This window comes from Clostridiales bacterium (assembly GCA_030016385.1).
Lineage (GTDB): Bacteria > Bacillota > Clostridia > Clostridiales > Oxobacteraceae > JASEJN01.
In genome coordinates this window covers 23172-44339 of sequence record JASEJN010000025.1, presented here as the reverse complement: position 1 = coordinate 44339, position 21168 = coordinate 23172, and the positions used below count along the sequence as shown (strand labels likewise).

Genomic DNA, 21168 nt, shown 5'->3' with positions numbered 1-21168 from the left:
CTTGAATCTGGCGAATGAGTGTTCAAAATAACATAAGCTCATATTACGAATCGAAGACATAATAACTTTCCTATTGAAATGAAACCCAATAAATGGTAATATATACATATACATACTGGAGGTGAGCGCTTATTAAGTGGCCGGCTTTATATAATTTTAATTGCTGCCTGTATATGGGGATTAAAAAATTATTGTGAATTCAACGCATATGGGCATTATTAGATTAAGAGCAGCAAATCTCTGTCTGACTGATATCCGGCAGCATAATAAGTATATATGAATAGCACTTTGTTTAATACCTCGGAAGATGAAACAAGCAAAGAATTTTTATCTATTACCGCAGAGTTTAAAGATAAAAATTTAGAAAAAGAATTTATGGATTATGAAATGAGTAATTCCATTAAATATATAAGATCGCTGTTTTTGGGACTCGGTATATTTTACTTTTTGTTCATAATACCTGAATATTTTTTAATAAAAAGTTTAAATATATTTATTCTGCTTGTTATTAACAGGGTTGTTTTAATGGTCATGGTATGTACATTTTACATCAAACTGAAATATGCAAAGGAAAGCCTTTCAATATACCACAGCATTAGTGCTTTAGAATCTACAGGATCCGTTTTTATTTTGGCAAACTGCTTTATATATGAATCCCCCAATTTTTTTATATTGTCTTTTGGAATAGTGGTTTTGCTTTTAACATTTTGTCTGATACCGAATAAGTGGTCAAATGTGGCGGGTATTTCCATAATGACCTCTGTTTTCTTTCTTTTGATTTCATATTTATACTTCAGACAGGTTAGTTTATATGAGTTTTCAGCTATTTTATTATATTTAACACTGGTTACGATATTTGTCATCATAACGTCGTACAAAACGAATCGTTATGCCCGGATTCAATATATAAACAACAGGGCGCTTTTGATGCTGTCCATAACAGATCCCCTTACAGGCATATACAACAGGCTTAAATTTAATGAGGAGCTAAAGCGAAATATAAATCTGTCAAAAAGATATAATTTAAATTTATCTTTGCTTTTGCTTGACATAGATGATTTTAAAATAGTCAATGATAGCTACGGTCACCTCAAAGGAGACAAAATACTGACCGAAATGACAGGTCTCATAAATGATTCCATAAGGGAAACGGATATTTTTGCAAGGTGGGGAGGAGAAGAATTTGTTATACTTCTTCCTGCTACACCTCATAATAAAGCCTTAGAATTTGGTGAAAGATTAAAAAGACTTATTTCGGAACATGAGTTTTCGGATATCGGGCATGTAACATGCAGCTTTGGCGTCGTTTCGCTAAAAAAAGAGGACGACATGAATTCTTTGCTTCAAAGAGTAGACAAGCTTCTTTATACAGCTAAAGAAAGAGGCAAAAACTGTGTTGTGAATCAATGAATCGCCTTTTAAGTGTTTTGCTGCGGTAAAAATGATGCTATATTAATGGAACGTTATCGTTGCTATTTCACAGTGTATAATGCCTCAGAAGGATTCATATTTTCCTTATTCTGGTCGGAATCATTCTCTATTGCCGATTGCCCAGGCATATTATTTATATCTCCGCCATCTTTCGATTCTCTATGGCGATGGTGTTTATGTTTTCTTTTTCTGCTATAATCCTGTCCATTTGGCATGTTTGCCGTATTCTGATAATTTCCAGGCATTGGATTGTTGCCGTTTCCCTGTTCGGGATTTTGCCCCATGTTAGTTCCACCAAAGCCAAAACCATTATATGAGGAATATGCATTTCCTGCCTTCATAATGCTGTTTATGCCGCCTGATCCTATGAATATGAATGCCAATATTCCGATTAATAATATTTGTTTCAGGTTATCATCCATTTTATGGGAGTCCATATTAAGTATTTTGCCAATGTTCATACTCCATCCCTCCATTATAATATCTGATATATTGTATGAATTGAAAAACATGCCTGTTACTTTAATTGCGGCAAAAATGCTTGCCATTAAATGTAAAATCGCAGTGTTAACATTTTTGCCACAAAACTGACACATTTAATGGTTAAAATGATTTATTAGAGCTATATTCAAAATAAGTAACAGAGGTGAAAAAAATGATAGAGGTCCAAAATGTAAGCAAGCGTTATGGACAACATGTTGCATTAGATAATGTCAGCTTCACAATAAAAGACGGTGAAGTATTGGGCTTTTTAGGTCCAAATGGTGCTGGCAAATCTACCATGATGAACATTATTACAGGATACATTTCGGCAACAGATGGAAATGTTAAGGTGGATGGAGTGGATATACTGGAAAGCCCTGAAGAAGCCAAGAAAAAGATAGGTTATCTTCCGGAGCTTCCTCCGCTTTATATGGATATGACTGTTGAGGAGTATCTTTTATTCGTAAGCAAGATAAAAAAAGTACCGTCGGACAATATCGAAAAAAGCCTTAAAAGAATAATGAATGTTACCAAAATTACCGATGTAAGAGGAAGACTTATAAAGAATTTATCAAAAGGTTATAAGCAAAGAGTAGGCTTGGCTCAATCGATTATAGGAAATCCGAAGGTGCTCGTGCTGGATGAGCCGACAGTAGGCCTCGATCCAAAGCAGATTATTGAAATCAGGAATCTTATTAAGGAGCTTGGGAAACAGCATACTATAATATTGAGCTCTCATATATTGCCAGAGGTAAGCGCAGTATGCGATCGGGTACTTATCATAAATAAGGGAAAGATTGTTGCAAGCGGCACACCCGATGAGCTTTCGAAGAAACTAAGTTATAGCAATAACCTTATGTTAAGAATAAAGGGAAGGGCTCATGATATACTAAATGCTCTTAAAAAGTTAGAAAATATAGAGAAGATCAAAGAACAAGGGGTAAGGGAGCCCGGAACCGTAGATGTTCTGGTTGAAGCTAAAAAGGGCGTGGATATTCGTGAATCACTGTTCAGGCTTATGAGTGCCTCGGGTCTTCCTATTCTCATGATGAAATCAATGGACCTTAGCCTTGAAGAGGTATTTCTGCAGGTTACGACCCAGGAAGAAGGAGGAAATGTTAAATGATAGCTATATTTAACAGGGAATTTAAGTCTTATTTTACATCTGTAACAGGATTTATCTTTATGTCCGTCTTTTTGTTCATATCGGGATTGTTTTTTGCTTTGACAGATTTGATCCCGGCAAGCGGAGAATATAATTCCGTACTTCAAAGCATTACGTTTATTTTCTTGTTTTTGGTACCAATACTGACGATGAGATCTATTGCAGAAGAAACTCACCAGAAAACGGACCAGCTTTTGCTTACGTCGCCGCTCACGCTTCCGCAGATCGTGCTTGGAAAGTATTTCGCAGCAGTAGCCTTGTTCTTCGTTACGCTGCTTATTACATGTTTATATCCGCTTATACTTTCTATGTTCGGGTCTATTCAAGGATGGGAGATTGTAGGAAATTATGTAGGTTTTGCTTTGATGGGTTCAGCATTTATTGCAGTGGGGTTGTTTATATCCTCATTGACAGAAAGCCAGGTTGCGTCAGCCGTAGGAACGTTCGGCGCGCTGCTTTTTATCTGGCTTATAGATTGGCTTCAGCAAGGGCTTCCGACCAGTCTTACGGCCGGTATAGTATTTGCTGCGATAATCGTCGCAGCTATAAGTCTCATCATATACTATACAACGCGAAATGTTTACGCCGGAATAATAACGGCTCTTGCAGGTGCAATAGCAATTATAATAGTATACTTTTCAAAAAAGACATTGTTTGAAGGCTTTACAGCCAGATTTTTAGGATGGTTTTCGTTGTTAAAGCGATTTGATACTTTTTCCATGGGTATACTTGATGTGAGTTCGATTGTATATTTTATCACCTTCTCTGCGGCATTCGTATTTTTGACAATACGGGTAATCGACAAGAGAAGATGGAGCTAAGGAGGTGCAGTAGTATGGAGAAATTTGTTAATTCTTTTAAGAATAAGAAATTCAGATATGGCGGTTATGCCACGGCTATAACTGCTGTTGCTCTTGCCATTCTTATAATAATAAATTTACTGGTGGGTAAATTGAATTTAAAAGTAGACCTTACCAAGAATAAACTTTTTTCGCTATCAGAGCAAACTTATAATGTGCTGGATAAACTGAATAAGAATGTTACCATATATGTGTTCGATGAGGCAGGGAAAGAAAACGAAACGATAAAAGAGATTGCGGATAAGTACGCGGCAAGGTCCAAAAAAATAGATGTTCAATTTAAAGACCCTATAAAATATCCTCAATTTGCCAATAAGTATGCGTCAAATGGGAATAGTGTTAATGTTGACAGCATTGTTGTTGAATCAGGTTCAAAGTTCAAGCTGATAAACTCAACGGATCTTGTCAATTACTCGTATGACCAGTCAGGGCAGCCACAGGCTGATTCATTAGCAATAGAACAGAGGATAACAGGGGCCATAACCTATGTTACTTCAAATGAAAACTCTGTAATCCAGGTTCTTCAAGGTCATGAGGAGACCAGCCTTCCGGATGAAGTTACAGGGCAGCTCGAGAACCAGAACTATACGATAAAAAATATCAATCTTTTGACTAAAGATGCCAAGCTTGATCCTAAGGCCACATTGGTCATAGCATCTCCTAAGAGGGATTTATCGACTGACGAGACAACTGCCATAAGAAGCTTTTTGTCAAACGGAGGCAGGGCTATATTCCTTATGGATATAGTTAAGGAGGATATGCCAAACTTTGCGTCCGTTCTGGGCAGTTACGGCGTTGGACTTGATAAAGTGGTGGTAGTTGAAGGTGACAGCAATTATATTGCTTCAAATCCTATTTATCTGCTTCCGAAGATGGAAAGCCATGATATCGTAAATCCGCTGAAATCGGCGAATGTAGCCGTGCTCATCCCGGGAGCCCAGGCAATAAAGACATTGAATGTTAAAAAGAGTTCGATAACAATTGAACCTATTCTGACAACATCAAGCAATTCGTGGGGCAAGAAAAACTTAGAGGCTACAACATCGGATAAAGAGGCAGGAGACTCAACGGGTCCGTTTAATATTGCCGTTGCTATAACGGATAAATCGGATGATACAGCAAAGGGCGACACAAAACTGGTTGTCGTATCAAACGGCATATTTTTAAATTCACAGTTTATAAATGCCACCAGGGGTGGAAATACTGATTTGATGACAAATAGTTTAAACTGGTTGCAGGATAAGGAAGATACTATTTCCGTAAGTCCCAAGAGCCTTGATACTACAGCTTTGAATATGAGTCAGCTTAGCAGGCTAGTATATTCCGGCATAACTGTTATCATAATTCCTGCGGTTATAATAATCTGGGGCGTGACTGTGTGGCTGAGGAGGAAGCGTGCATGAAGAAGAGGAATCTTATAATTCTTTTGGTACTTTTGGCGGTACTTGCAGCTTCTTATATCTATATATCAAAAAGGCCGTCGAAAACCAAAGATCAGGGCAGCGATACCCAAGCTGTTAAACTTTTGGAGTTGGATTCTAAAAAAATAGTCAAAATCAATATTAAGAATAAGGACGGCATCCTCGAATTGGAGAAGAAAAACGACAAATGGGCTTTGACATCTGAGGGAGGCATTAATATAGATCAGAATATTGTAGATACTATAGTTTCAACATTCTCTGCCCTCAATGCAGACAAAATAGTAAGTTCCAATCCGGGCAATTTAGGGGAGTATGGATTGAGTTCTCCATCCTCCGCAACGGCTATTTTAGAAGATGGAAGCGAGAAGGTCGTTTACGTAGGCGATAAGACTCCCGACGGCAATAACTATTATGGCATGGTGAAAGGCGATCCGAAGGTTTATCTGCTTTCATCTGCAGATGGCCAGCATCTTATGTATACAGTTGCAGATATAAGAAATAAGGATATATTGACCAAGATCGATTCTGAAAAGTTGAATTATATTAAAATAGTGCGCAATAATAGAATGATTGAACTCAAGAAAAATGATGAAAAAGCCCAGACAGGCCAGGCGCAGCTTGACAGCGGTTGGAACATAACACAGCCATACAGCAGGGTATATGGCACGGATTCAGAAAAACTATCACCTGTGCTTGATGCTCTTGGAAAGCTTACGGTTTCAGATGTTGTGGAAGATAAAGCGTCTGATTTGGGAAAGTATGGTCTTGATAAGCCATCTATGGAAATCATGCAAAAAGATGATAAGAACACGCTGGACATTTATTTTGGGAAAGACGTTGATGATTCGTATATATATTTTAGCGTTAAAGGTTTAGACGGTGTATATAAAATGTCGAAGTCGAATCTTGATGCGCTTAATATCAAACCGTTTGATATTACTGCAAAGTTTGCATATATCGTTAGTATTGATGATGTAGATAAGATAACGATTGAAAGCGGCGGCAAAACGGATACGGCCGTACTCACGAGGACAACCAAAAAGGCAGAAAAGTCCGGGGATAAGGATGAGGTTGTGACGACCTATACCTTAAACGGCAAGAATGCTGACGAGGATAAATTCAAGGATCTGTACCAAAAAATCATAGGGCTTATCGTGGATTCCGAAAATGACAAGAATGTTCCCCAAAAACCTGAAGTCAAGATAACGTTTTTCTTGAATAAGGGCACGAATAAGCAAGTGGTTACGGAATATTGCCCTTACAATAGTGATTTCTATGCAGTATATAGAGACGGTAAGGCGGACTTCCTGATATCCCGTGATAAGGTGAGTAGCATGATAAACGCAGTCAGAAACTTTAAATAAAGTCCGTATTAAAAAAATTGATATTTTATTCTGGCAGGATATAGATAAAAAGGAGGCAGATATATTGCCTCCTTTTTACTTACAGTATTTTGTCGAGGACTCAATTATCCTTTTGACCACTTGTCTTGCGGAGTCTATCGGTATGCCGTATGCAGTCAGAGTGCTTAATATGTCAGGATCATCTTTCAGCAGAGCGTTCGCGATATTATCCGAATTCATAGCTGTTCCTGCCATATTTTGCGGTATTGTATCTGGAGAGTAGAGCCCTGCATTTCCGTGTCCCGAAAGGCCGTCGGTTTCCAGACTCTCATTTTCTTCGCCTCTCATACGGTTGTAGTCTGGATACTGCACTTTTACATTTTCACTATCCTTACCTGGGACATCTTCGTAAATGTTTTTTAAGTCGTCATCTTCAAATTCATCAGACCCCATTCTCGGGTATAACCTGGGGAAATTATAATAGTAGTAATTATAATTGAACCAATATGGACTATTGAAAAATCCATAGCCCGGTGTCCAAAATGGAAACATAAAAACCTCCGTGTATATTATTTAATACAGTATTATGTTATGCATCATGATAGCATTTGTTAATTGTAATACATCAATTAATGCCATCAGACTAAGTTTTCATTAAGATTATTTGAAGAATGTTATGGAATATTGGCGGTTTTTATTGCATCCTGTATTTAGGCTTCGGCCTTGATGGCTTAAAGCACTGGATTTCTATATCGGAAAGTGCTGTACCAAAGATTGCAGCAGTGCTTTTTAATGATTCCAGTATAATAGGCTTTAGAATCTCAGGTGATGCGCTGACTCTCGCATTGATTATAATATTTGCACTGCTTGCAGCACTTTCCATTTTTTTATTGAAATCGGTATCATCATATAAACCTGTAAGGCTTGCTTTTGCAAAATCGTCGCCTGATATAGCATATATTTTAAGATGAGCTATCTCGCATTTTGCATTCAAAAGTTTTTCTTTTATGCAGCCAATAAGATGATCCATTAATTTATTCATATCCAAGGGCGAATCGGAGCTGATAACAGCGGTGCTGTTGAACCAGCCTAAGAAGCTTTCCGCAGCTGCATACGTTTCGTAATCTATTTTCAGTGATTCTTTTTTGGGAGCGATCCTTCCAGTTATAAGCGACACCCAATCATCAATTCCTGTTCCATATTTGGCAGATGCTGCAATCACCTCAGTGCCTTTAAATTCATGTTTTAGAAATTTTTTTATTTCCGATATTTCATCACGAGTTAACAAATCTATTTTATTCAATACGATAATGTCTGCCTCTTCGAGTTGCTTTTTGAACAGATAATTTATTTCAGATGGAAACAGTGAATCTTTTCCCATCATGAGCTTTTTTATTCTTTTAGGATCGGCAATAACTGAAAGAGGAGACATAACAAAATTTTTGACAAAATCTGCCTGTATAGGTTTGAAGATGGTAGCGATAAGGTCGGTACAGCTTCCGACGGGCTCTGCAAGAACTATATCGGGTTTTAGTGTTTCAGATAATTTATTTACTTTGTCGGTAAACTCGTCAAAGTTGCAGCAAAAGCATCCTCCTGTAACTTCAAGCACCTGAAGGCCTGATTTTATCAAAAAGTTTGTATCTACAAGCTCACTGCCCTGGTCATTCGTAACGATACCTACCTTTTTCCCCGAGTCCGCAAGGCGTTTTGCAATAGATAGTATCGATGTAGTTTTACCGGCTCCCAAAAATCCGCCTATTATGCATAAATCAGTCTTTTTCATCGTATCCTGCCTCTTTTTTGATAATCGATATAATATTACTCTTAATGGGAAGGGATCCTGCAGTTATTTGTTCCCCATTTATTATAATAGCCGGGAAGTTTTCAACTTCCAGCCCCTTTATAGAATGGATATTTTTAAGGTCGCTTAATTTTATATTTTCGATGTCCACGCACCCGAGTTCCCTGCTTATCTTATCCATCATTTCCCTTACCAGATTTCCCGTGATTAGGCAAGCACTGCATGGCTGCTTCGACTCTACTATCTTGACGTTAACCCTTTTCAAACCCATCATAAACATCCTCTGCAATATATATCATATATTATGCCTTAAAGCAATTTCTATAATCCTTTTTTTGCCAAGGCTTTCTTGATCTCCTCAGTCAATGCGTTTTCATCGGGTATTATGCTTACATATTTGATTTCGCCATCGATCAGTGTTGTAGGTATATTTGAAACACCCATTTTGAGCATAAAAACTACCGATTCTTTTTCCTTAATTTTATGTTCCACCCATTTTACCTTGCTGCCGAATTGACTGCATGAATTTTTAACGGCTTCGACCATATACTGGCAGGGGGCACAGCTTGCAGAATCTATTGTCACTATATCCACGATTACCTGCTTTTCATTTTTATAATCAGGTATTTTAATATTTATACCCTCCAGTACATTTGTCGATTGAAGGAATTTTCTTACTTCTCCGTGCACAAGGCTTGAGATCGCCTTTATATTTTCTTCCGGAGTATCAAAGGGAATATCGCAGCCTGGCGAAAGTATATATCCTGTCTTGCCTCCTATCGACATGCAGTTTTCCGCATCATTTATGTTATCTGTAGGGGTTCCGAATAACATCGTAACAGTAAGTTTTATATTTCCTCCAAAGGATATGCCATATTTATTGCATACACTTTTTACATATTCAAGGGGAATATTTTCATCGATAGATATATTGTTCGGGTTGCACTTGCACATCTCTTCAATATTGTTTTTCGCATTTCCGCATACAAAGAATGAACATAACTTTTCTCTGGATTTTATAAATTCGAAGATCTCTTTTGCATATGGTGAAACAAATTTTGCAAAATCCCTGGGGGATATCTGGGATGTCATAGGATCCACGACTGCGATGACATCGGCTCCGGCTTCGATATACATTTTTGCAGTATTTATGCATACACTTTTTGTAAACTTTAAAAGTTCATGGACATATTCCGGTTCGTCTGCCATCTTATAAAATATATCTGTTCCAAGGAGATGGAGGGCAAGTGTAAAAGGTCCTGTAATCAAACCGTATATGGCAATCTTGTCTCCAAGAGTGCTGCATATTTTTCTCATAGCCTTCAAAATAATTGGAAACCTTCCGGCACTTTCATCAGGAACCTTTAAATCCGACAGTTTGGCTCCATCTTCAAGAGGATGAGTAACAACTGACGGCGGATTGGTATCTGCATATTTAAGCTTGCAGCCTATTGCTTCTGCCTCTACCTGAAGATCAAACAGTGCCGGAAGGGCATCCGGTCTGTATACTTCGTAGGCTTTTGTAACACCGTTTATAATATTATCAGCATTTTTAAAATATTCCTCGGCAGTGACGTTTATCAGCTTGGCGGCATGGCATCCTACAAAAGGAACCCATGGAACCCTTTCTACTTCCTTGCATTTTAAGGCATCAAGAACCAGTTGCTTTGAATTCATAATAATTTCCTCCATTAAGTTATTCATAAAATATGTTGATATAATCTTTATATTTTGATGATAGCAAAAACCATAGTTATGAGTATAGTTCATAATTTATAATTCTTGCATTATATTGTCGTAATTGCTTCAATTTTGCAATATGAAATCGGGTGTAATAATACAGGCTCAAATCATGGATTGCAGTAGTAATTATTCAATTCGCAATTTGAAATCAGGCATAAATAGGATTATGTTATTTTGAGCGACGAATGAGTGTTCAAAATAACATAAGTTCATATTACGAATCAAAGTAATATCTTATTGAGATAAACATGTGCATAGAATATAATATAAAATAGATAATTTAAATTCGTAGCATGAAATCGATCATAAATAGAATTGTGTTATTTTGAGCAACAAAATTTGAATCTGGCGAATGAGTGCTAAAAATAACACAGGTTCATATTATGAATCGCGGAATAGATAAAAGAATCTGTTGCAATGATGATGCGGAAGAGGTGCTGTATGACTATCTATAACGATTTTGATATTCAGATTGAAGAAAATGATATATTGAGGCTTCTCGGATATAAGGATGAATATCCTGAAGGAGAATTGCTGGAATCAATAAGAAATGAAATCGAATCTTGTTCGAAATATATAAGACCTGCAGTTACCTGTGAGAAATTCGGTATAAAAGAAAAATATGATGATAAGGTAATTCTCGATAATTCTGTAGTATTTGAAGGAGAGTATATCGCATCAAAGCTGAAAAAATGTGACTATGTGATAATCACAGTGACGACAATTGGAAAAGAGATAGACAGTATAATAAAATCATCCTTTGAAAATGGGGATTATTTAAAAGGGATGATCGCAGACAGTATAGGCACGACTGCTGTGGAATATATAAATAAAGCAATGTGGAATAAATTGATAAGCAATATAAAGGATACTGATATGGGAATTACATCGAGGCTTTCCCCGGGTTCCGGCGGATGGGATATCAAAGGGCAGAAAGGTATTTCTGCATCTGTTGACGCATCAAAAATAGGTGTAAGGTTTACAGATTCGTATCTTATGGTACCGTTAAAGTCTACGTCCGTAATGTACGGTTTTGGAAAGGGAATAGGCATAACGAGGGCTGATCATATATGCAGCGAATGTAATATGAAAAATTGCCGATACAGGATGGATGGAAAGGTTGAAATAAGGGTTAATGACCGTTTGATATATGTCAAAAGAGGGACAAACCTCTTGGACGCATTAAGATGTGAAAAAATTCATATACAGAGCACATGCGGCGGGAAAGGCATATGCGGCAAGTGCAAGGTACTGTTTAAGGAAGGGGCCCCCAGGTCATCTGAAATTGATAAAAGACATCTTGGATTGGATGAAATAAAAAATGGCATAAGGCTTGCCTGCGGCGTTAAGATATTTAACCCTGCACAAATAGAAACATTCAGCGAAGAGTCTATGGATGTTTTAATCGAAGGCGGAAGTATGGATATTAATATAGACCCTTATGTGTCGAAAAAATATATGGTCATAGATAAGCCGACTTTAAAGGATCAAAGAAGCGACTGCAGAAGGCTTTCGGATTCTGTAAAAACAGATGATATCAGAATTAAAGAAAGTCTGATGCCGAAAATATCTGAGACTTTGAGAAAAGCTGATTACAATGTAACAGCTTCGTTATATAAAAATGTTTTAGTCGATATAGATGAAGGCGATACTTCGGGCGTTTTGTACGGTGTATCTGTGGATATAGGGACTACAACGATCGCCTGTTATCTTACGGATTTGAGGACCGGGAAAGTATTAAGCGTTGAATCAGGCGTCAACAGGCAAAGAGTTTATGGCGCCGATGTAATATCAAGGATAAATTATACGATAGAAAATGATGATGGTTTAAGAATACTGCATGATGCCGTAGTCGGGCAGATAAATGAAATGATAAAGAGGCTGTGCGTTAAAAGTGGAATAAAAACAGATTATATATATAATATGACTGTTGTCGGAAATACAACCATGATACATTTATTTTTAGGTCTTCCTCCTAAAAATATTTCTCTTTCGCCCTATATAGCTGTCACATGCGATGCTGTTGAAATGGAAGCTTGCGATGCAGGCATTGATATAAATGGATATGTAACGGTTTTGCCGGGAGTTGCAAGTTATGTCGGAAGCGATATAACTGCAGGAATACTTGCATGTGGGATGATGGATTCAGATAAATACAGCTTGCTTCTGGATTTGGGTACAAATGGGGAAATAGCCCTTGGAAACAGCGATGGCATCGTGGCATGTGCAACAGCTGCAGGACCGGCCTTTGAAGGTGCGAATATAAAATGGGGAACTGCCGGCATAAGAGGAGCTATATCATCGGTTGACCTTTCGAAGAGGACTATTTATAAGACGATCGGCAATGAAAAGCCATGTGGCATATGCGGCTCCGGCGTTTTGGACATGGTATCGGAGCTTCTGAAATTCGGCGTAATAGATGAAACCGGAAGGATGGCTGATGACGATGATGCTGACTTTAAAGAGCCGATAAAAAAGAGAATGAGGATAAATAAGGGCATGAAGGAATTTGTACTTGAAGGAGATATAGTATTTACGCAGAAGGATGTTCGTGAAGTTCAGCTTGCAAGTGCAGCGGTAAGTGCCGGAACAAAAATACTGCTGAAAGAGAAGGGATTATCGCCGTCTGATGTGGAAAACGTATATATAGCAGGCGGGTTTGGCAATTTTATGAGGGTAGGCAGTGCGCTCAATATCGGGCTCCTTTTGAAGGAATTTTCCGGAAAAGTCAAATCCATAGGAAATTCCGCAGGGACAGGGGCGAGGATGTATTTGATGTCCAGGGAGTGCAGCAAAAAAATTGATAAAATAATTCAAAATGCTTCATATATAGAACTTTCAGGAAGGCAGGATTTTCAGGAATATTTTGTTGATTCGATGATGCTTGGGGGACAATAGATGATTTTGCAGGATGATAATATTATAAGGGAATATTTAAAGATGTATTATATATCAACGGGTATTGCATCTTTTGCCACGGATGATAAGGGTGAATCTTTATATTCTGAAGGTCCCGTATCCATGTATTGTCAGAAATTCAAAGAACTTTCGGGTAATAATTGCCCATGCAAAAGCGCTCATTTAAAAGCTGGCAGGCAATCTGAAAAGATAGGCGACGGGTATATATATTCGTGCCCTGGGGGGCTTATTCACTGGACAGCATCCATAATCGTCAAGGGACTGTATATGGGAGCTTTGGTAGGCGGACCCGTTCAAATGTGTGAGCCGGATGGTTTACTGATAGATGATATAATAAGGATAAATGATTTTGATGTACAAAACCGTGGGATACTCCATGCGTATATAAATGCCGTTCCTATAGTAGAGCCTGAGAGAGTAAGGCATCTTTCTGATATGCTTTATGTAGTTGCAAAGGCTCTAATCTCTGAGGAGAGCGGCATACTTAGCGAAAGAAAGAAGTTTTACCAGGAGCAGGCTAAAATCAATGAGAGCATTCAGTATGTAAAGGACCTCGATTATTCCGAGCATATATCCAAATATTATCCCATTGAGCTTGAAGATGAACTTATGTCAAAGGTTAAAAGCGGTGATAAAAAAGGCGCAAAAATCATATTAAATGAGCTTTTGGGATATGCGCTTTTTAGTAGCGGCAATAATTTCGAGATTACCAAGGCAAAGGTTTTGGAACTTATGATAATGCTTTCAAGGGCTGCCGTCGAAGGCGGAGGGAACCTTGAAATGATATTCGGATTAAAACTCAGGTATTTGAACGAAATATCTGAGTTTGACAATGTGGAAGGTTTGTGCGGATGGATTATAAAGGTGCTCGAACGTTTTGCGGATTGCGTATTTACTGTTAATAATGTAAATAATTCTTATATAATACACAAAGCCATAGCATATATAAATGACAATTACATGAATGATATAACCCTGGAGAGTGCTTCGAAATACGTATATTTGAGTACGTCATATTTTAGCAGGCTCTTCAAAAGGGAAGTAGGGATCAATTTTATAGATTATTTGAACAAAGTCAGAGTGGAACAGAGCAAAAAATATTTGGCTGATTTAAAAATACCTTTGAGCGAGGTCGCCCATATGGTTGGATTTACGGACCAGAGTTATTATACAAAGGTATTCAAAAAAATAGAGGGTATAGCTCCTGGCCAGTTCAGAAAAATGGTATAATATATGGGAGTTTAAAATAAAGACTGTGTAAATTTAAAAGAGGGCCAATGCGGGGATGCCTTCAGCAATTTGCATGTTAATCAGTGATTTGTTTTACTGATTAACATAAAATATTAATTATATAAGGAGGTAATTGTTTTGGCGGTACTTGTGACAGGCGGTGCAGGATATATAGGAAGCCATACCGTTCTTGAACTTTTGAGAAGGGGAGAGCAGGTCGTTATAATAGACAATTTGAGCAAGGGGCATAAAGATGCGATACTTGGAGGGAAATTCTATCGAGGTGATCTGCATGATGCTGATTTTATAGAAAAGGTTTTCTCTGAAAACGATATAGAGGCTGTCATTCATTTTGCAGCTTTTTCGCTGGTAGGCGAAAGTATGAAAGCTCCCCTTGATTATTTTGATAACAACTTCATATGCGGTTTGAACCTTTTTAAAAAAATGAGCGAGCACGGTGTGAAGAAGATAATATTTTCATCGACTGCAGCGACATATGGAGAGCCTGAAAATATCCCGATCAAGGAAAGCGATAAAACTATTCCTACCAATCCCTATGGCGAAACGAAGTTGTGCGTTGAGAAAATGTTAAAGTGGTCGGATATTGCATACGGGATAAAATATGTTTCCTTAAGGTATTTTAATGCATGCGGAGCCGATGCAAGCGGAAAGATCGGTGAGGACCACAGGCCGGAAAGCCATCTTATACCGATAGTGCTTCAGACAGCTTTAAAGAAAAGAAAGAATATTACTATATATGGTGATGATTACGATACTGAAGATGGTACATGTATAAGGGATTATGTCCACGTGACTGATCTTGCAAATGCTCATATCCTTGCTCTAAAGAAGTTGAGGGACGGAGGAGGGAGCTCTGTTTATAACCTTGGAAGCGGAAAGGGATTTTCTGTAAAGGAGATTATAAATAAAGCAAGGGAGGTTACAGGAGATCCTATTCCGGCAGTGTTGGGTCCGAGGAGGGCAGGAGATCCTGCCAGACTCATTGCATCATCTGAAAAAATAAAAAGGGAACTCGGATGGAAGCCTCGGTTTGATGATATTGGCAGTATTATCGAAACAGCATGGAAGTGGCACAAAAATCATCCGGATGGATATTTAGAGTAGCCAGAGCATTTATCGTAACTAAACTTTATGAATATAACAATATTTCAATAAAATAAGCGATTAGAGCAAAATATTACAAAACAGAGTCCGAATTATTATATATGATTGGATGAAATAATCATAAAATTTAGTTAAAAATGATTGGAGGGCAAAAATAATGGAAATCTTAAATGAAATATCCGAAAAACTGCAGGCAGGTTCTGCACCCAAGGTCCGTGAACTTGTCACAAAGGCACTGAATGATGGTATCAGCGCCAAAGAAATTCTTGGCGCCTTGATTGATGGCATGAATGTTATAGGAATCAAATTTAAAAATAATGAAGTTTATGTGCCGGAGGTATTAATCGCAGCGAGAGCAATGAATGCCGGACTCACAATCCTAAGGCCTATTTTGTCTGAAACAGGAGTAAAACCTATAGGAAAAGCTATCATCGGGACTGTTGCAGGAGATCTTCACGATATCGGAAAGAACCTTGTGAGGATGATGCTGGTAGGGGCGGGTCTTGAAGTAATAGACTTAGGTGTAGATGTTTCACCTGATAAGTTTGTTCAGGCAGTCAAGGAAAATAATCCTGATATAGTCTGTATGTCGGCACTTTTAACTACAACGATGCCTGGAATGAAGAAGACGATAGATGCCCTTGGAAAAGAAGGATTAAGGGATAGAGTTACAGTGATGATAGGCGGAGCGCCTGTTACATTTAATTATGCAAAGGAGATAGGAGCAGATATTTATGAACCTGATGCGGCTTCAGCGGCGCAAACTGCAAGAAAAGTAGTATTGGCTAAAAATTAATTTTATGGATATAATAATTTTAAGGTTATAAATTTATTTTTTGTAAAGGTGGAATGTGTATGAAAACAAGAATAGATGAAGATACATGTATAGGCTGCGGGCTCTGCACTTCGACAGCGCCTGAAGTATATGAGATGGGTGATAGTGGAAAGGCCCATGCAATACAGGAAGTTGTTCCCGAAGGATCGGAAAGCACGGCGCAGGAGGCTGCCGATGGCTGCCCTGTAAGTGCCATAACTATTGATGAGCCATAAATCTGGCTGTATACTTAGATGCTAATTAAAACGGAAGTCCGAATTTCAGGGACTTCCGTTTTAATTAGCATCGCCGCTGCAGGCTGCTATCTTCCTACAAACATCTGGGTATATATTTTTGAACCATTGCCATCTGACGCAACCCCAATGCCTACGTAGTTAAAATTGGAGTTTAATATATTCTGCCTGTGAGATGGTGAATTCATAAGCGCTGTCTCGGCTGCATTTACATTTGTATTTTTTGCCAGATTTTCTCCGGCATAAAGATAGGAAATTCCATATTTTTTCATCATATCGAAAGGACTTCCGTATGTTGGAGAAACATGGCTGAAATAATTATTCTTAGCAAGATCCTGTGCCTTAAGCCTTGCAACTTTTGTAATCTGCTCATCTATCTTGAGTGCTTTGAGTCCGTTATTTGTCCTTGAGGTATTTAGCAGGCTTAGCATTGCCGACTCTTCGGAGGTATTTCCGCTTGTTGGCGCGTTTGGCGTACTCGGTACAGGTTTGGATGACGAAGAAGGCGCCGGCGCTGCGTCGCTTATCGGTATGACGCCTACCATATTATTGGATGGCATTACGACATACCACTTATTATCGACCTTGCCCAGAACTCTCACTGTTGTCCCGTTTGAAAGGGTGAAAAGTTTTGGAGCATTGCCATCGGTACCGCTCTTTACTGAAGAATTATTTTTAAGCGTTACATTGTATAAATCTGCCATGCTGTATGATGCCGAGATCAAAGAGGTAGGATTTTGCATATTGTTTTTGGAAATCTGCCCTTTTTGCATACAGCCGGACATAACCAATATTATCAAGCATAGTAATATAAAATATTTTCTTTTCAAGTTAACACCCCTTTTAAATAACATAAAATTCTTTTCAATAATATTTTGCTTATTTTATTTATTTTAATACTATGATTTCAACAAAATGCTTTTTAATATATTTTGCTTTTATTTACAAACTGGAAGTTTGGCGAATTAAAGAAGTTAATATAGTAATAATTTGTGTTTAGTATTATTATATATATAGTAAAAAGCATCCTGTTTTGAATACCGGTTTTGTGCTCAATTTATCATTCTGTGAGCTAACACCTGTGACTTTAAGTCTGGTAAGTTCACACATAATCTCTATGGCGACATGTTGCTCATATAAAATATCGGTAGTTTACGTTATGGTTAATTTAATATTATTGGGGGAATATATATGGAATTGCGTGCAATTCAGGAGTTGTTATCTGAAATATTCGGGGAGAAAAATGTGAAAGCTTTTACAAAGGGTTTCAGGGTAATTGTTAATTATAACAATATGCCCTATTGTGTTGTTTTGAGACAGGAGGGGGATAAAATACATATAGAAAAAGATGCTATCGATGAAGATCAGGAAAATTATGATGAGGCATATAAGATGGCATACAGATTAATCATTCAGAATAAGCAAAAGTTTGGAGACAGTCTGGATATATAACAGGCCATATATATGGCCTGTTTTTTTGTGCGAAAATCGCAGATTCAATAAATATATTTATAGGATTTTCTGAATTTCAAAGGCGGCATATCGTTATATTTCTTGAAAACATAGCTGAAATAAGGTATATTTGAAAAGCCGCATTCCAAAGCGATGTCGCATACAGGCATATTTGTCCTTACCAAAAGTTCTTTTGCTGCGTTCATTCTAAGCGTTGTCAGATAATCGTTGGGAGTCGTCTTTAACGTTTCTGTAAAAATTTTATTAAAGTATGTCGGGCTTAAGTTTGCCGACCTGGCTATATCACATAAAAATATATTATTTTTAATATTTTTTTTCATATAATCGATAGAACTTTTAATCCTGCTGTAATAAGGGGAATTTTTCAAAAGTTTATATTCGTCATTTGCGGTATCGGTATATATCTGGTACAAAAGCTGCAATATTAAGGATTTTGTAATAAGTGTGGAACCTTTCCCGGAGCTTATCGATTCGGATAGAATTTTATCAAAGATGTTCATATAAACATCTTCAACAGGCGTATGAAAAAGCGGTGGTATTGAATCCAGAAAGTCGTTTGAATAATACGGCTGCAGGGGCATTGGCTTGCCAAAATCATAAGTTTCGATATTCCTGACGGTATTTCCAAGCAAATCAAAGCAAAGCAAATAACATGAATACGGCAGTATACCCTGAACGAGCTGCCCGGGCCTGCGAAATACTATATCCCCTTTTTCTACCGGAAAAACTTTATCCTCTATCATCATGGCCCCTTTGCTGAATGTATAAAACTCAAGCTCATAATCGTAAACATATCGTTTGTCAAACCTGCTGCCTGCAGGTATATTTCTGCCGGCTGTAAACAAAGATACCCTTATGAGTTTAGGGGAGAATTGTTCTTCTGAAATTTTTACATATTTCACATTGGGATGCATAAGCTCACCTTTGCTGTAAATCATAATAATATTTTGAAACAATTAATAATATTTTGAAAGCATAATATTGATTTTACAAATATAATTATAAAGGATGTTATAATATTTTGAAAGGGAATGATAGGATGATCAGAGAGCCCTTAAGCCGGATTGAAGTTATAAAAGCAATAGAGAGAAAAGGCGGAAGCAAGATACCCCTTGTCATGCACAAATGGTGGGGAGAAGGCTTGTATGAAAAGTATGGCCATAGATTGGATGAAATTGCCGAGAAATATCCTGATGATATTTTTACAGCATGGTACATAGACCCCGGTGAAACAAAAAGTCCGATATCAAATCCAAATTACAGGTGGGGTTATAGTATAGATTACAGCAAAGTTGCAAAGCACAGCATAGGTAACATGTATGAATTACTTCCGGACTGGTCGGATTTTGACAGGTATTTGGATGAATTCCCGGATCCCACAGAGCCTGAAACATTTGACTATGTAATAAAAAGTTTACCTGATGCAAAGGGCAGATATAAGCTTGGCTGCTGGTGGAGGCTTTTTCATGAGCGGTTCTGGGGTATAAGAGGTATGGAAAATCTTATGATGGATTATTATGATCATATGGATAAATTAAAAATACTTGGCAAAAGGCTTTTGGATTATTATAAAGTTATTGTGGACAGATATGCTAAATTGGGATTTGACGGTATATTCACATCTGATGATCTGGGGCATCAGAAAGGACCCATGATGTCTCCTGCAATATTTAAGGAATTATATTTGCCTTTGTATAAAGAGTTCATAGGCTATGTTCATGAGAGGGGCATGCATGTATTTTTGCATTCCTGCGGTGACAATACCAAGCTTATGGAATACCTTATAGATGCTGGTCTGGATGTATTTCACCCAGTACAAAAGGGATGCATGGATGAAGAATACACCGCAAAGAAATTTGGAAACAGGATAAGCTTTCTGGCAGGAATAGACGTACAGCATCTGTTGCCTGATGGCAGCGTACAGGATGTAAGAGATGGAGTAAGAAAGCTTATCGATACATTTTATAAAAAAGAAGGCGGACTTCTTTTATCGGCAGGAAACGGCATATTGTCTGATACGCCGATAGAGAATATTGATGCTATGCTTTATGAAATTTCAACATATAAATAAAAGCTTTTCTATTAACAAGGATAAAAAAAGGGAAATCAGATTCCATATCGATTGAAATATTTTTAATGGAGCCATATGATATTGGCTCCATTTAGTTTATAAAAGGGCTGTGAATCATCCAGCTTATTTTATGAGCAATTAGATAGGGCTTTTTAGGAGTTCTTCTATGGGGCAACATATAAATTCCTTATGTTCAGTTGATTCTCTGCGCTTTTTCAACCAGTCGCTGTCGCCAAAATTTTTCATTCTGTAATCGATATTGATTAGGTAAGATTTCTTCACATCATATCCGACAGGGACGAAAAACAATTGCCTATTGGATTTGAGTTGCCCAGAATTAAATGTATGTGTTTCCATACAAGAAAAAAAGAATAAGTCTTTAGCATAATATTCTGTTATTTCATTTTTATCTTGATTATAATTTCCGTTATAATTCAATCCCTTTGAAAAAGTGACTTTTTCTCTATTTGCCAGAGCAGTCCTGAGCTCATAGGTATTTAGTATATAGCTGCTTTTATCCATAACATAAGTGTTGTATGTGGGGTCGAGCATTATCCATTTTTTTAATTCAGGAATCCAAACCTCACAGATTACATGGTTATCATGGTCATATGGAGAAAAGGGCATGATATAGACGGCCCTTGCTTTTAATCCCAATGCCAAACAGCATTCTGCCAATGTTATAGAAAGACTGCGGCAGTTAATTCCAAAGTCTTTTCCCTTTCCAAACGAATACTCTAATAGGGCAAGAGCATTATCTTCAACTTGAACAGTGGAAGAACCATCGTGATAAACATTGTCAGATAACCATTTCAACAGATTTGTAGCTTTAATTATAGTGCTGCCGTTACCTGCAATCCCGGAAAGATTATATTTTGTTTTCAATTCAATAAACGAATTATGATATTCGTAACGAAAGTTTATAATCTTATTTGATGATTGAAATGAATCCATCATACGTAATATACCCGCATAAACATTGTAACTCAAATTTTCCTCACCTCCCTACTAAATACTGCTAATATTTATTTT

20 protein-coding genes are annotated in these 21168 nt (G+C 37.5%); 12 read left to right on the top strand and 8 right to left on the bottom strand.

Annotation, left to right across the window (positions count from 1 at the left end; all coding sequences use genetic code 11):
* Positions 1 to 276 precede the first annotated feature (276 nt).
* The gene (locus QME45_07685; protein MDI6618543.1) at positions 277 to 1410 is read left to right on the top strand and encodes a GGDEF domain-containing protein; all 1134 of its coding nucleotides are present in this window, start codon (positions 277 to 279) and stop codon (positions 1408 to 1410) included.
* 62 nt (positions 1411 to 1472) lie between these two features.
* Here the strand turns inward: QME45_07685 and QME45_07680 are convergent, their stop codons facing one another.
* A complete protein-coding gene (locus tag QME45_07680) occupies positions 1473 to 1892 on the bottom strand; it encodes a hypothetical protein (protein ID MDI6618542.1) in 420 nt (139 codons plus the stop codon).
* Between the two features lie 194 nt (positions 1893 to 2086).
* Between QME45_07680 and QME45_07675 the strand changes: the two genes are divergently transcribed.
* The 4 genes from QME45_07675 to QME45_07660 are packed head-to-tail and all read left to right on the top strand — an operon-like array spanning position 2087 to position 6724.
* A complete protein-coding gene (locus QME45_07675; GenBank protein ID MDI6618541.1) occupies positions 2087 to 3040 on the top strand; it encodes an ATP-binding cassette domain-containing protein in 954 nt (317 codons plus the stop codon).
* On the top strand, positions 3037 to 3900 hold the full coding sequence (locus QME45_07670; GenBank protein ID MDI6618540.1) for an ABC transporter permease subunit: 864 nt from the start codon (positions 3037 to 3039) through the stop codon (positions 3898 to 3900). Before QME45_07675 ends, QME45_07670 begins: the two co-directional genes overlap by 4 nt.
* A gap of 14 nt (positions 3901 to 3914) precedes the next feature.
* Positions 3915 to 5342: a GldG family protein gene (locus tag QME45_07665; protein MDI6618539.1), complete on the top strand. Its 1428-nt coding sequence runs from the start codon at positions 3915 to 3917 to the stop codon at positions 5340 to 5342.
* Entirely contained in the window at positions 5339 to 6724 is a 1386-nt protein-coding gene (locus tag QME45_07660; protein MDI6618538.1) for a DUF4340 domain-containing protein, read from the top strand. The genes QME45_07665 and QME45_07660 overlap by 4 nt, the downstream gene beginning before the upstream one ends.
* 75 nt (positions 6725 to 6799) lie before the next feature.
* Here the strand turns inward: QME45_07660 and QME45_07655 are convergent, their stop codons facing one another.
* From QME45_07655 to QME45_07640, 4 genes are all read right to left on the bottom strand, one after another.
* Positions 6800 to 7255, bottom strand: coding sequence for a hypothetical protein (locus QME45_07655; protein ID MDI6618537.1), 456 nt, complete (start codon positions 7253 to 7255; stop codon positions 6800 to 6802).
* A gap of 142 nt (positions 7256 to 7397) precedes the next feature.
* Complete coding sequence (locus QME45_07650) at positions 7398 to 8489, bottom strand: GTP-binding protein (GenBank protein ID MDI6618536.1); 1092 nt, start codon at positions 8487 to 8489, stop codon at positions 7398 to 7400.
* Positions 8476 to 8781 carry a thioredoxin family protein gene (locus tag QME45_07645; protein ID MDI6618535.1) on the bottom strand — a complete coding sequence of 102 codons (306 nt, stop codon included), beginning with the start codon at positions 8779 to 8781 and terminating at the stop codon, positions 8476 to 8478. Before QME45_07645 ends, QME45_07650 begins: the two co-directional genes overlap by 14 nt.
* Positions 8782 to 8828: 47 nt before the next feature.
* Complete coding sequence (locus QME45_07640; GenBank protein ID MDI6618534.1) at positions 8829 to 10184, bottom strand: uroporphyrinogen decarboxylase family protein; 1356 nt, start codon at positions 10182 to 10184, stop codon at positions 8829 to 8831.
* A 507-nt stretch (positions 10185 to 10691) separates the two neighbouring features.
* Between QME45_07640 and QME45_07635 the strand changes: the two genes are divergently transcribed.
* The 5 genes from QME45_07635 to QME45_07615 all read left to right on the top strand — a co-directional run bounded on the left by QME45_07635 (position 10692) and on the right by QME45_07615 (position 16574).
* Positions 10692 to 13148, top strand: a complete 2457-nt coding sequence (locus tag QME45_07635) for an ASKHA domain-containing protein (protein ID MDI6618533.1) — start codon at positions 10692 to 10694, stop codon at positions 13146 to 13148.
* A complete protein-coding gene (locus QME45_07630) occupies positions 13149 to 14399 on the top strand; it encodes a PocR ligand-binding domain-containing protein (GenBank protein ID MDI6618532.1) in 1251 nt (416 codons plus the stop codon).
* A gap of 138 nt (positions 14400 to 14537) precedes the next feature.
* Positions 14538 to 15524, top strand: a complete 987-nt coding sequence (galE, locus tag QME45_07625) for a UDP-glucose 4-epimerase GalE (GenBank protein ID MDI6618531.1) — start codon at positions 14538 to 14540, stop codon at positions 15522 to 15524.
* Positions 15525 to 15681: 157 nt separating this feature from the next.
* Complete coding sequence (locus QME45_07620; protein ID MDI6618530.1) at positions 15682 to 16320, top strand: corrinoid protein; 639 nt, start codon at positions 15682 to 15684, stop codon at positions 16318 to 16320.
* 59 nt (positions 16321 to 16379) lie between these two features.
* Positions 16380 to 16574: a ferredoxin gene (locus QME45_07615; GenBank protein ID MDI6618529.1), complete on the top strand. Its 195-nt coding sequence runs from the start codon at positions 16380 to 16382 to the stop codon at positions 16572 to 16574.
* An 86-nt stretch (positions 16575 to 16660) separates the two neighbouring features.
* Here QME45_07615 and QME45_07610 read toward each other — a convergent pair whose 3' ends face one another.
* Positions 16661 to 17422, bottom strand: a complete 762-nt coding sequence (locus QME45_07610) for a CAP domain-containing protein (protein MDI6618528.1) — start codon at positions 17420 to 17422, stop codon at positions 16661 to 16663.
* A 361-nt stretch (positions 17423 to 17783) separates the two neighbouring features.
* Between QME45_07610 and QME45_07605 the strand changes: the two genes are divergently transcribed.
* Positions 17784 to 18044, top strand: a complete 261-nt coding sequence (locus tag QME45_07605; GenBank protein ID MDI6618527.1) for a hypothetical protein — start codon at positions 17784 to 17786, stop codon at positions 18042 to 18044.
* Between the two features lie 44 nt (positions 18045 to 18088).
* Here the strand turns inward: QME45_07605 and QME45_07600 are convergent, their stop codons facing one another.
* Positions 18089 to 18979, bottom strand: coding sequence for an AraC family transcriptional regulator (locus QME45_07600; protein ID MDI6618526.1), 891 nt, complete (start codon positions 18977 to 18979; stop codon positions 18089 to 18091).
* Positions 18980 to 19086: 107 nt separating this feature from the next.
* On the opposite strand from QME45_07600, the gene QME45_07595 reads away from it, so the two are divergent.
* The gene (locus QME45_07595) at positions 19087 to 20136 is read left to right on the top strand and encodes a uroporphyrinogen decarboxylase family protein (GenBank protein MDI6618525.1); all 1050 of its coding nucleotides are present in this window, start codon (positions 19087 to 19089) and stop codon (positions 20134 to 20136) included.
* A gap of 138 nt (positions 20137 to 20274) precedes the next feature.
* Here the strand turns inward: QME45_07595 and QME45_07590 are convergent, their stop codons facing one another.
* Positions 20275 to 21126: a transglutaminase family protein gene (locus QME45_07590; GenBank protein ID MDI6618524.1), complete on the bottom strand. Its 852-nt coding sequence runs from the start codon at positions 21124 to 21126 to the stop codon at positions 20275 to 20277.
* Positions 21127 to 21168: the final 42 nt, after the last annotated feature.

Coding starts and splice junctions, on each gene's coding strand:
- QME45_07685 (MDI6618543.1), top strand. CDS start 277: ATGAATAGCACTTTGTTTAATACCTCGGAAGATGAAACAAGCAAAGAA.
- QME45_07665 (MDI6618539.1), top strand. CDS start 3,915: ATGGAGAAATTTGTTAATTCTTTTAAGAATAAGAAATTCAGATATGGC.
- QME45_07620 (MDI6618530.1), top strand. CDS start 15,682: ATGGAAATCTTAAATGAAATATCCGAAAAACTGCAGGCAGGTTCTGCA.
- QME45_07670 (MDI6618540.1), top strand. CDS start 3,037: ATGATAGCTATATTTAACAGGGAATTTAAGTCTTATTTTACATCTGTA.
- QME45_07675 (MDI6618541.1), top strand. CDS start 2,087: ATGATAGAGGTCCAAAATGTAAGCAAGCGTTATGGACAACATGTTGCA.
- QME45_07645 (MDI6618535.1), bottom strand. CDS start 8,781: ATGATGGGTTTGAAAAGGGTTAACGTCAAGATAGTAGAGTCGAAGCAG.
- QME45_07680 (MDI6618542.1), bottom strand. CDS start 1,892: ATGAACATTGGCAAAATACTTAATATGGACTCCCATAAAATGGATGAT.
- QME45_07640 (MDI6618534.1), bottom strand. CDS start 10,184: ATGAATTCAAAGCAACTGGTTCTTGATGCCTTAAAATGCAAGGAAGTA.
- QME45_07615 (MDI6618529.1), top strand. CDS start 16,380: ATGAAAACAAGAATAGATGAAGATACATGTATAGGCTGCGGGCTCTGC.
- QME45_07660 (MDI6618538.1), top strand. CDS start 5,339: ATGAAGAAGAGGAATCTTATAATTCTTTTGGTACTTTTGGCGGTACTT.
- QME45_07630 (MDI6618532.1), top strand. CDS start 13,149: ATGATTTTGCAGGATGATAATATTATAAGGGAATATTTAAAGATGTAT.
- QME45_07655 (MDI6618537.1), bottom strand. CDS start 7,255: ATGTTTCCATTTTGGACACCGGGCTATGGATTTTTCAATAGTCCATAT.
- QME45_07605 (MDI6618527.1), top strand. CDS start 17,784: ATGGAATTGCGTGCAATTCAGGAGTTGTTATCTGAAATATTCGGGGAG.
- QME45_07600 (MDI6618526.1), bottom strand. CDS start 18,979: ATGCATCCCAATGTGAAATATGTAAAAATTTCAGAAGAACAATTCTCC.
- QME45_07635 (MDI6618533.1), top strand. CDS start 10,692: ATGACTATCTATAACGATTTTGATATTCAGATTGAAGAAAATGATATA.
- QME45_07650 (MDI6618536.1), bottom strand. CDS start 8,489: ATGAAAAAGACTGATTTATGCATAATAGGCGGATTTTTGGGAGCCGGT.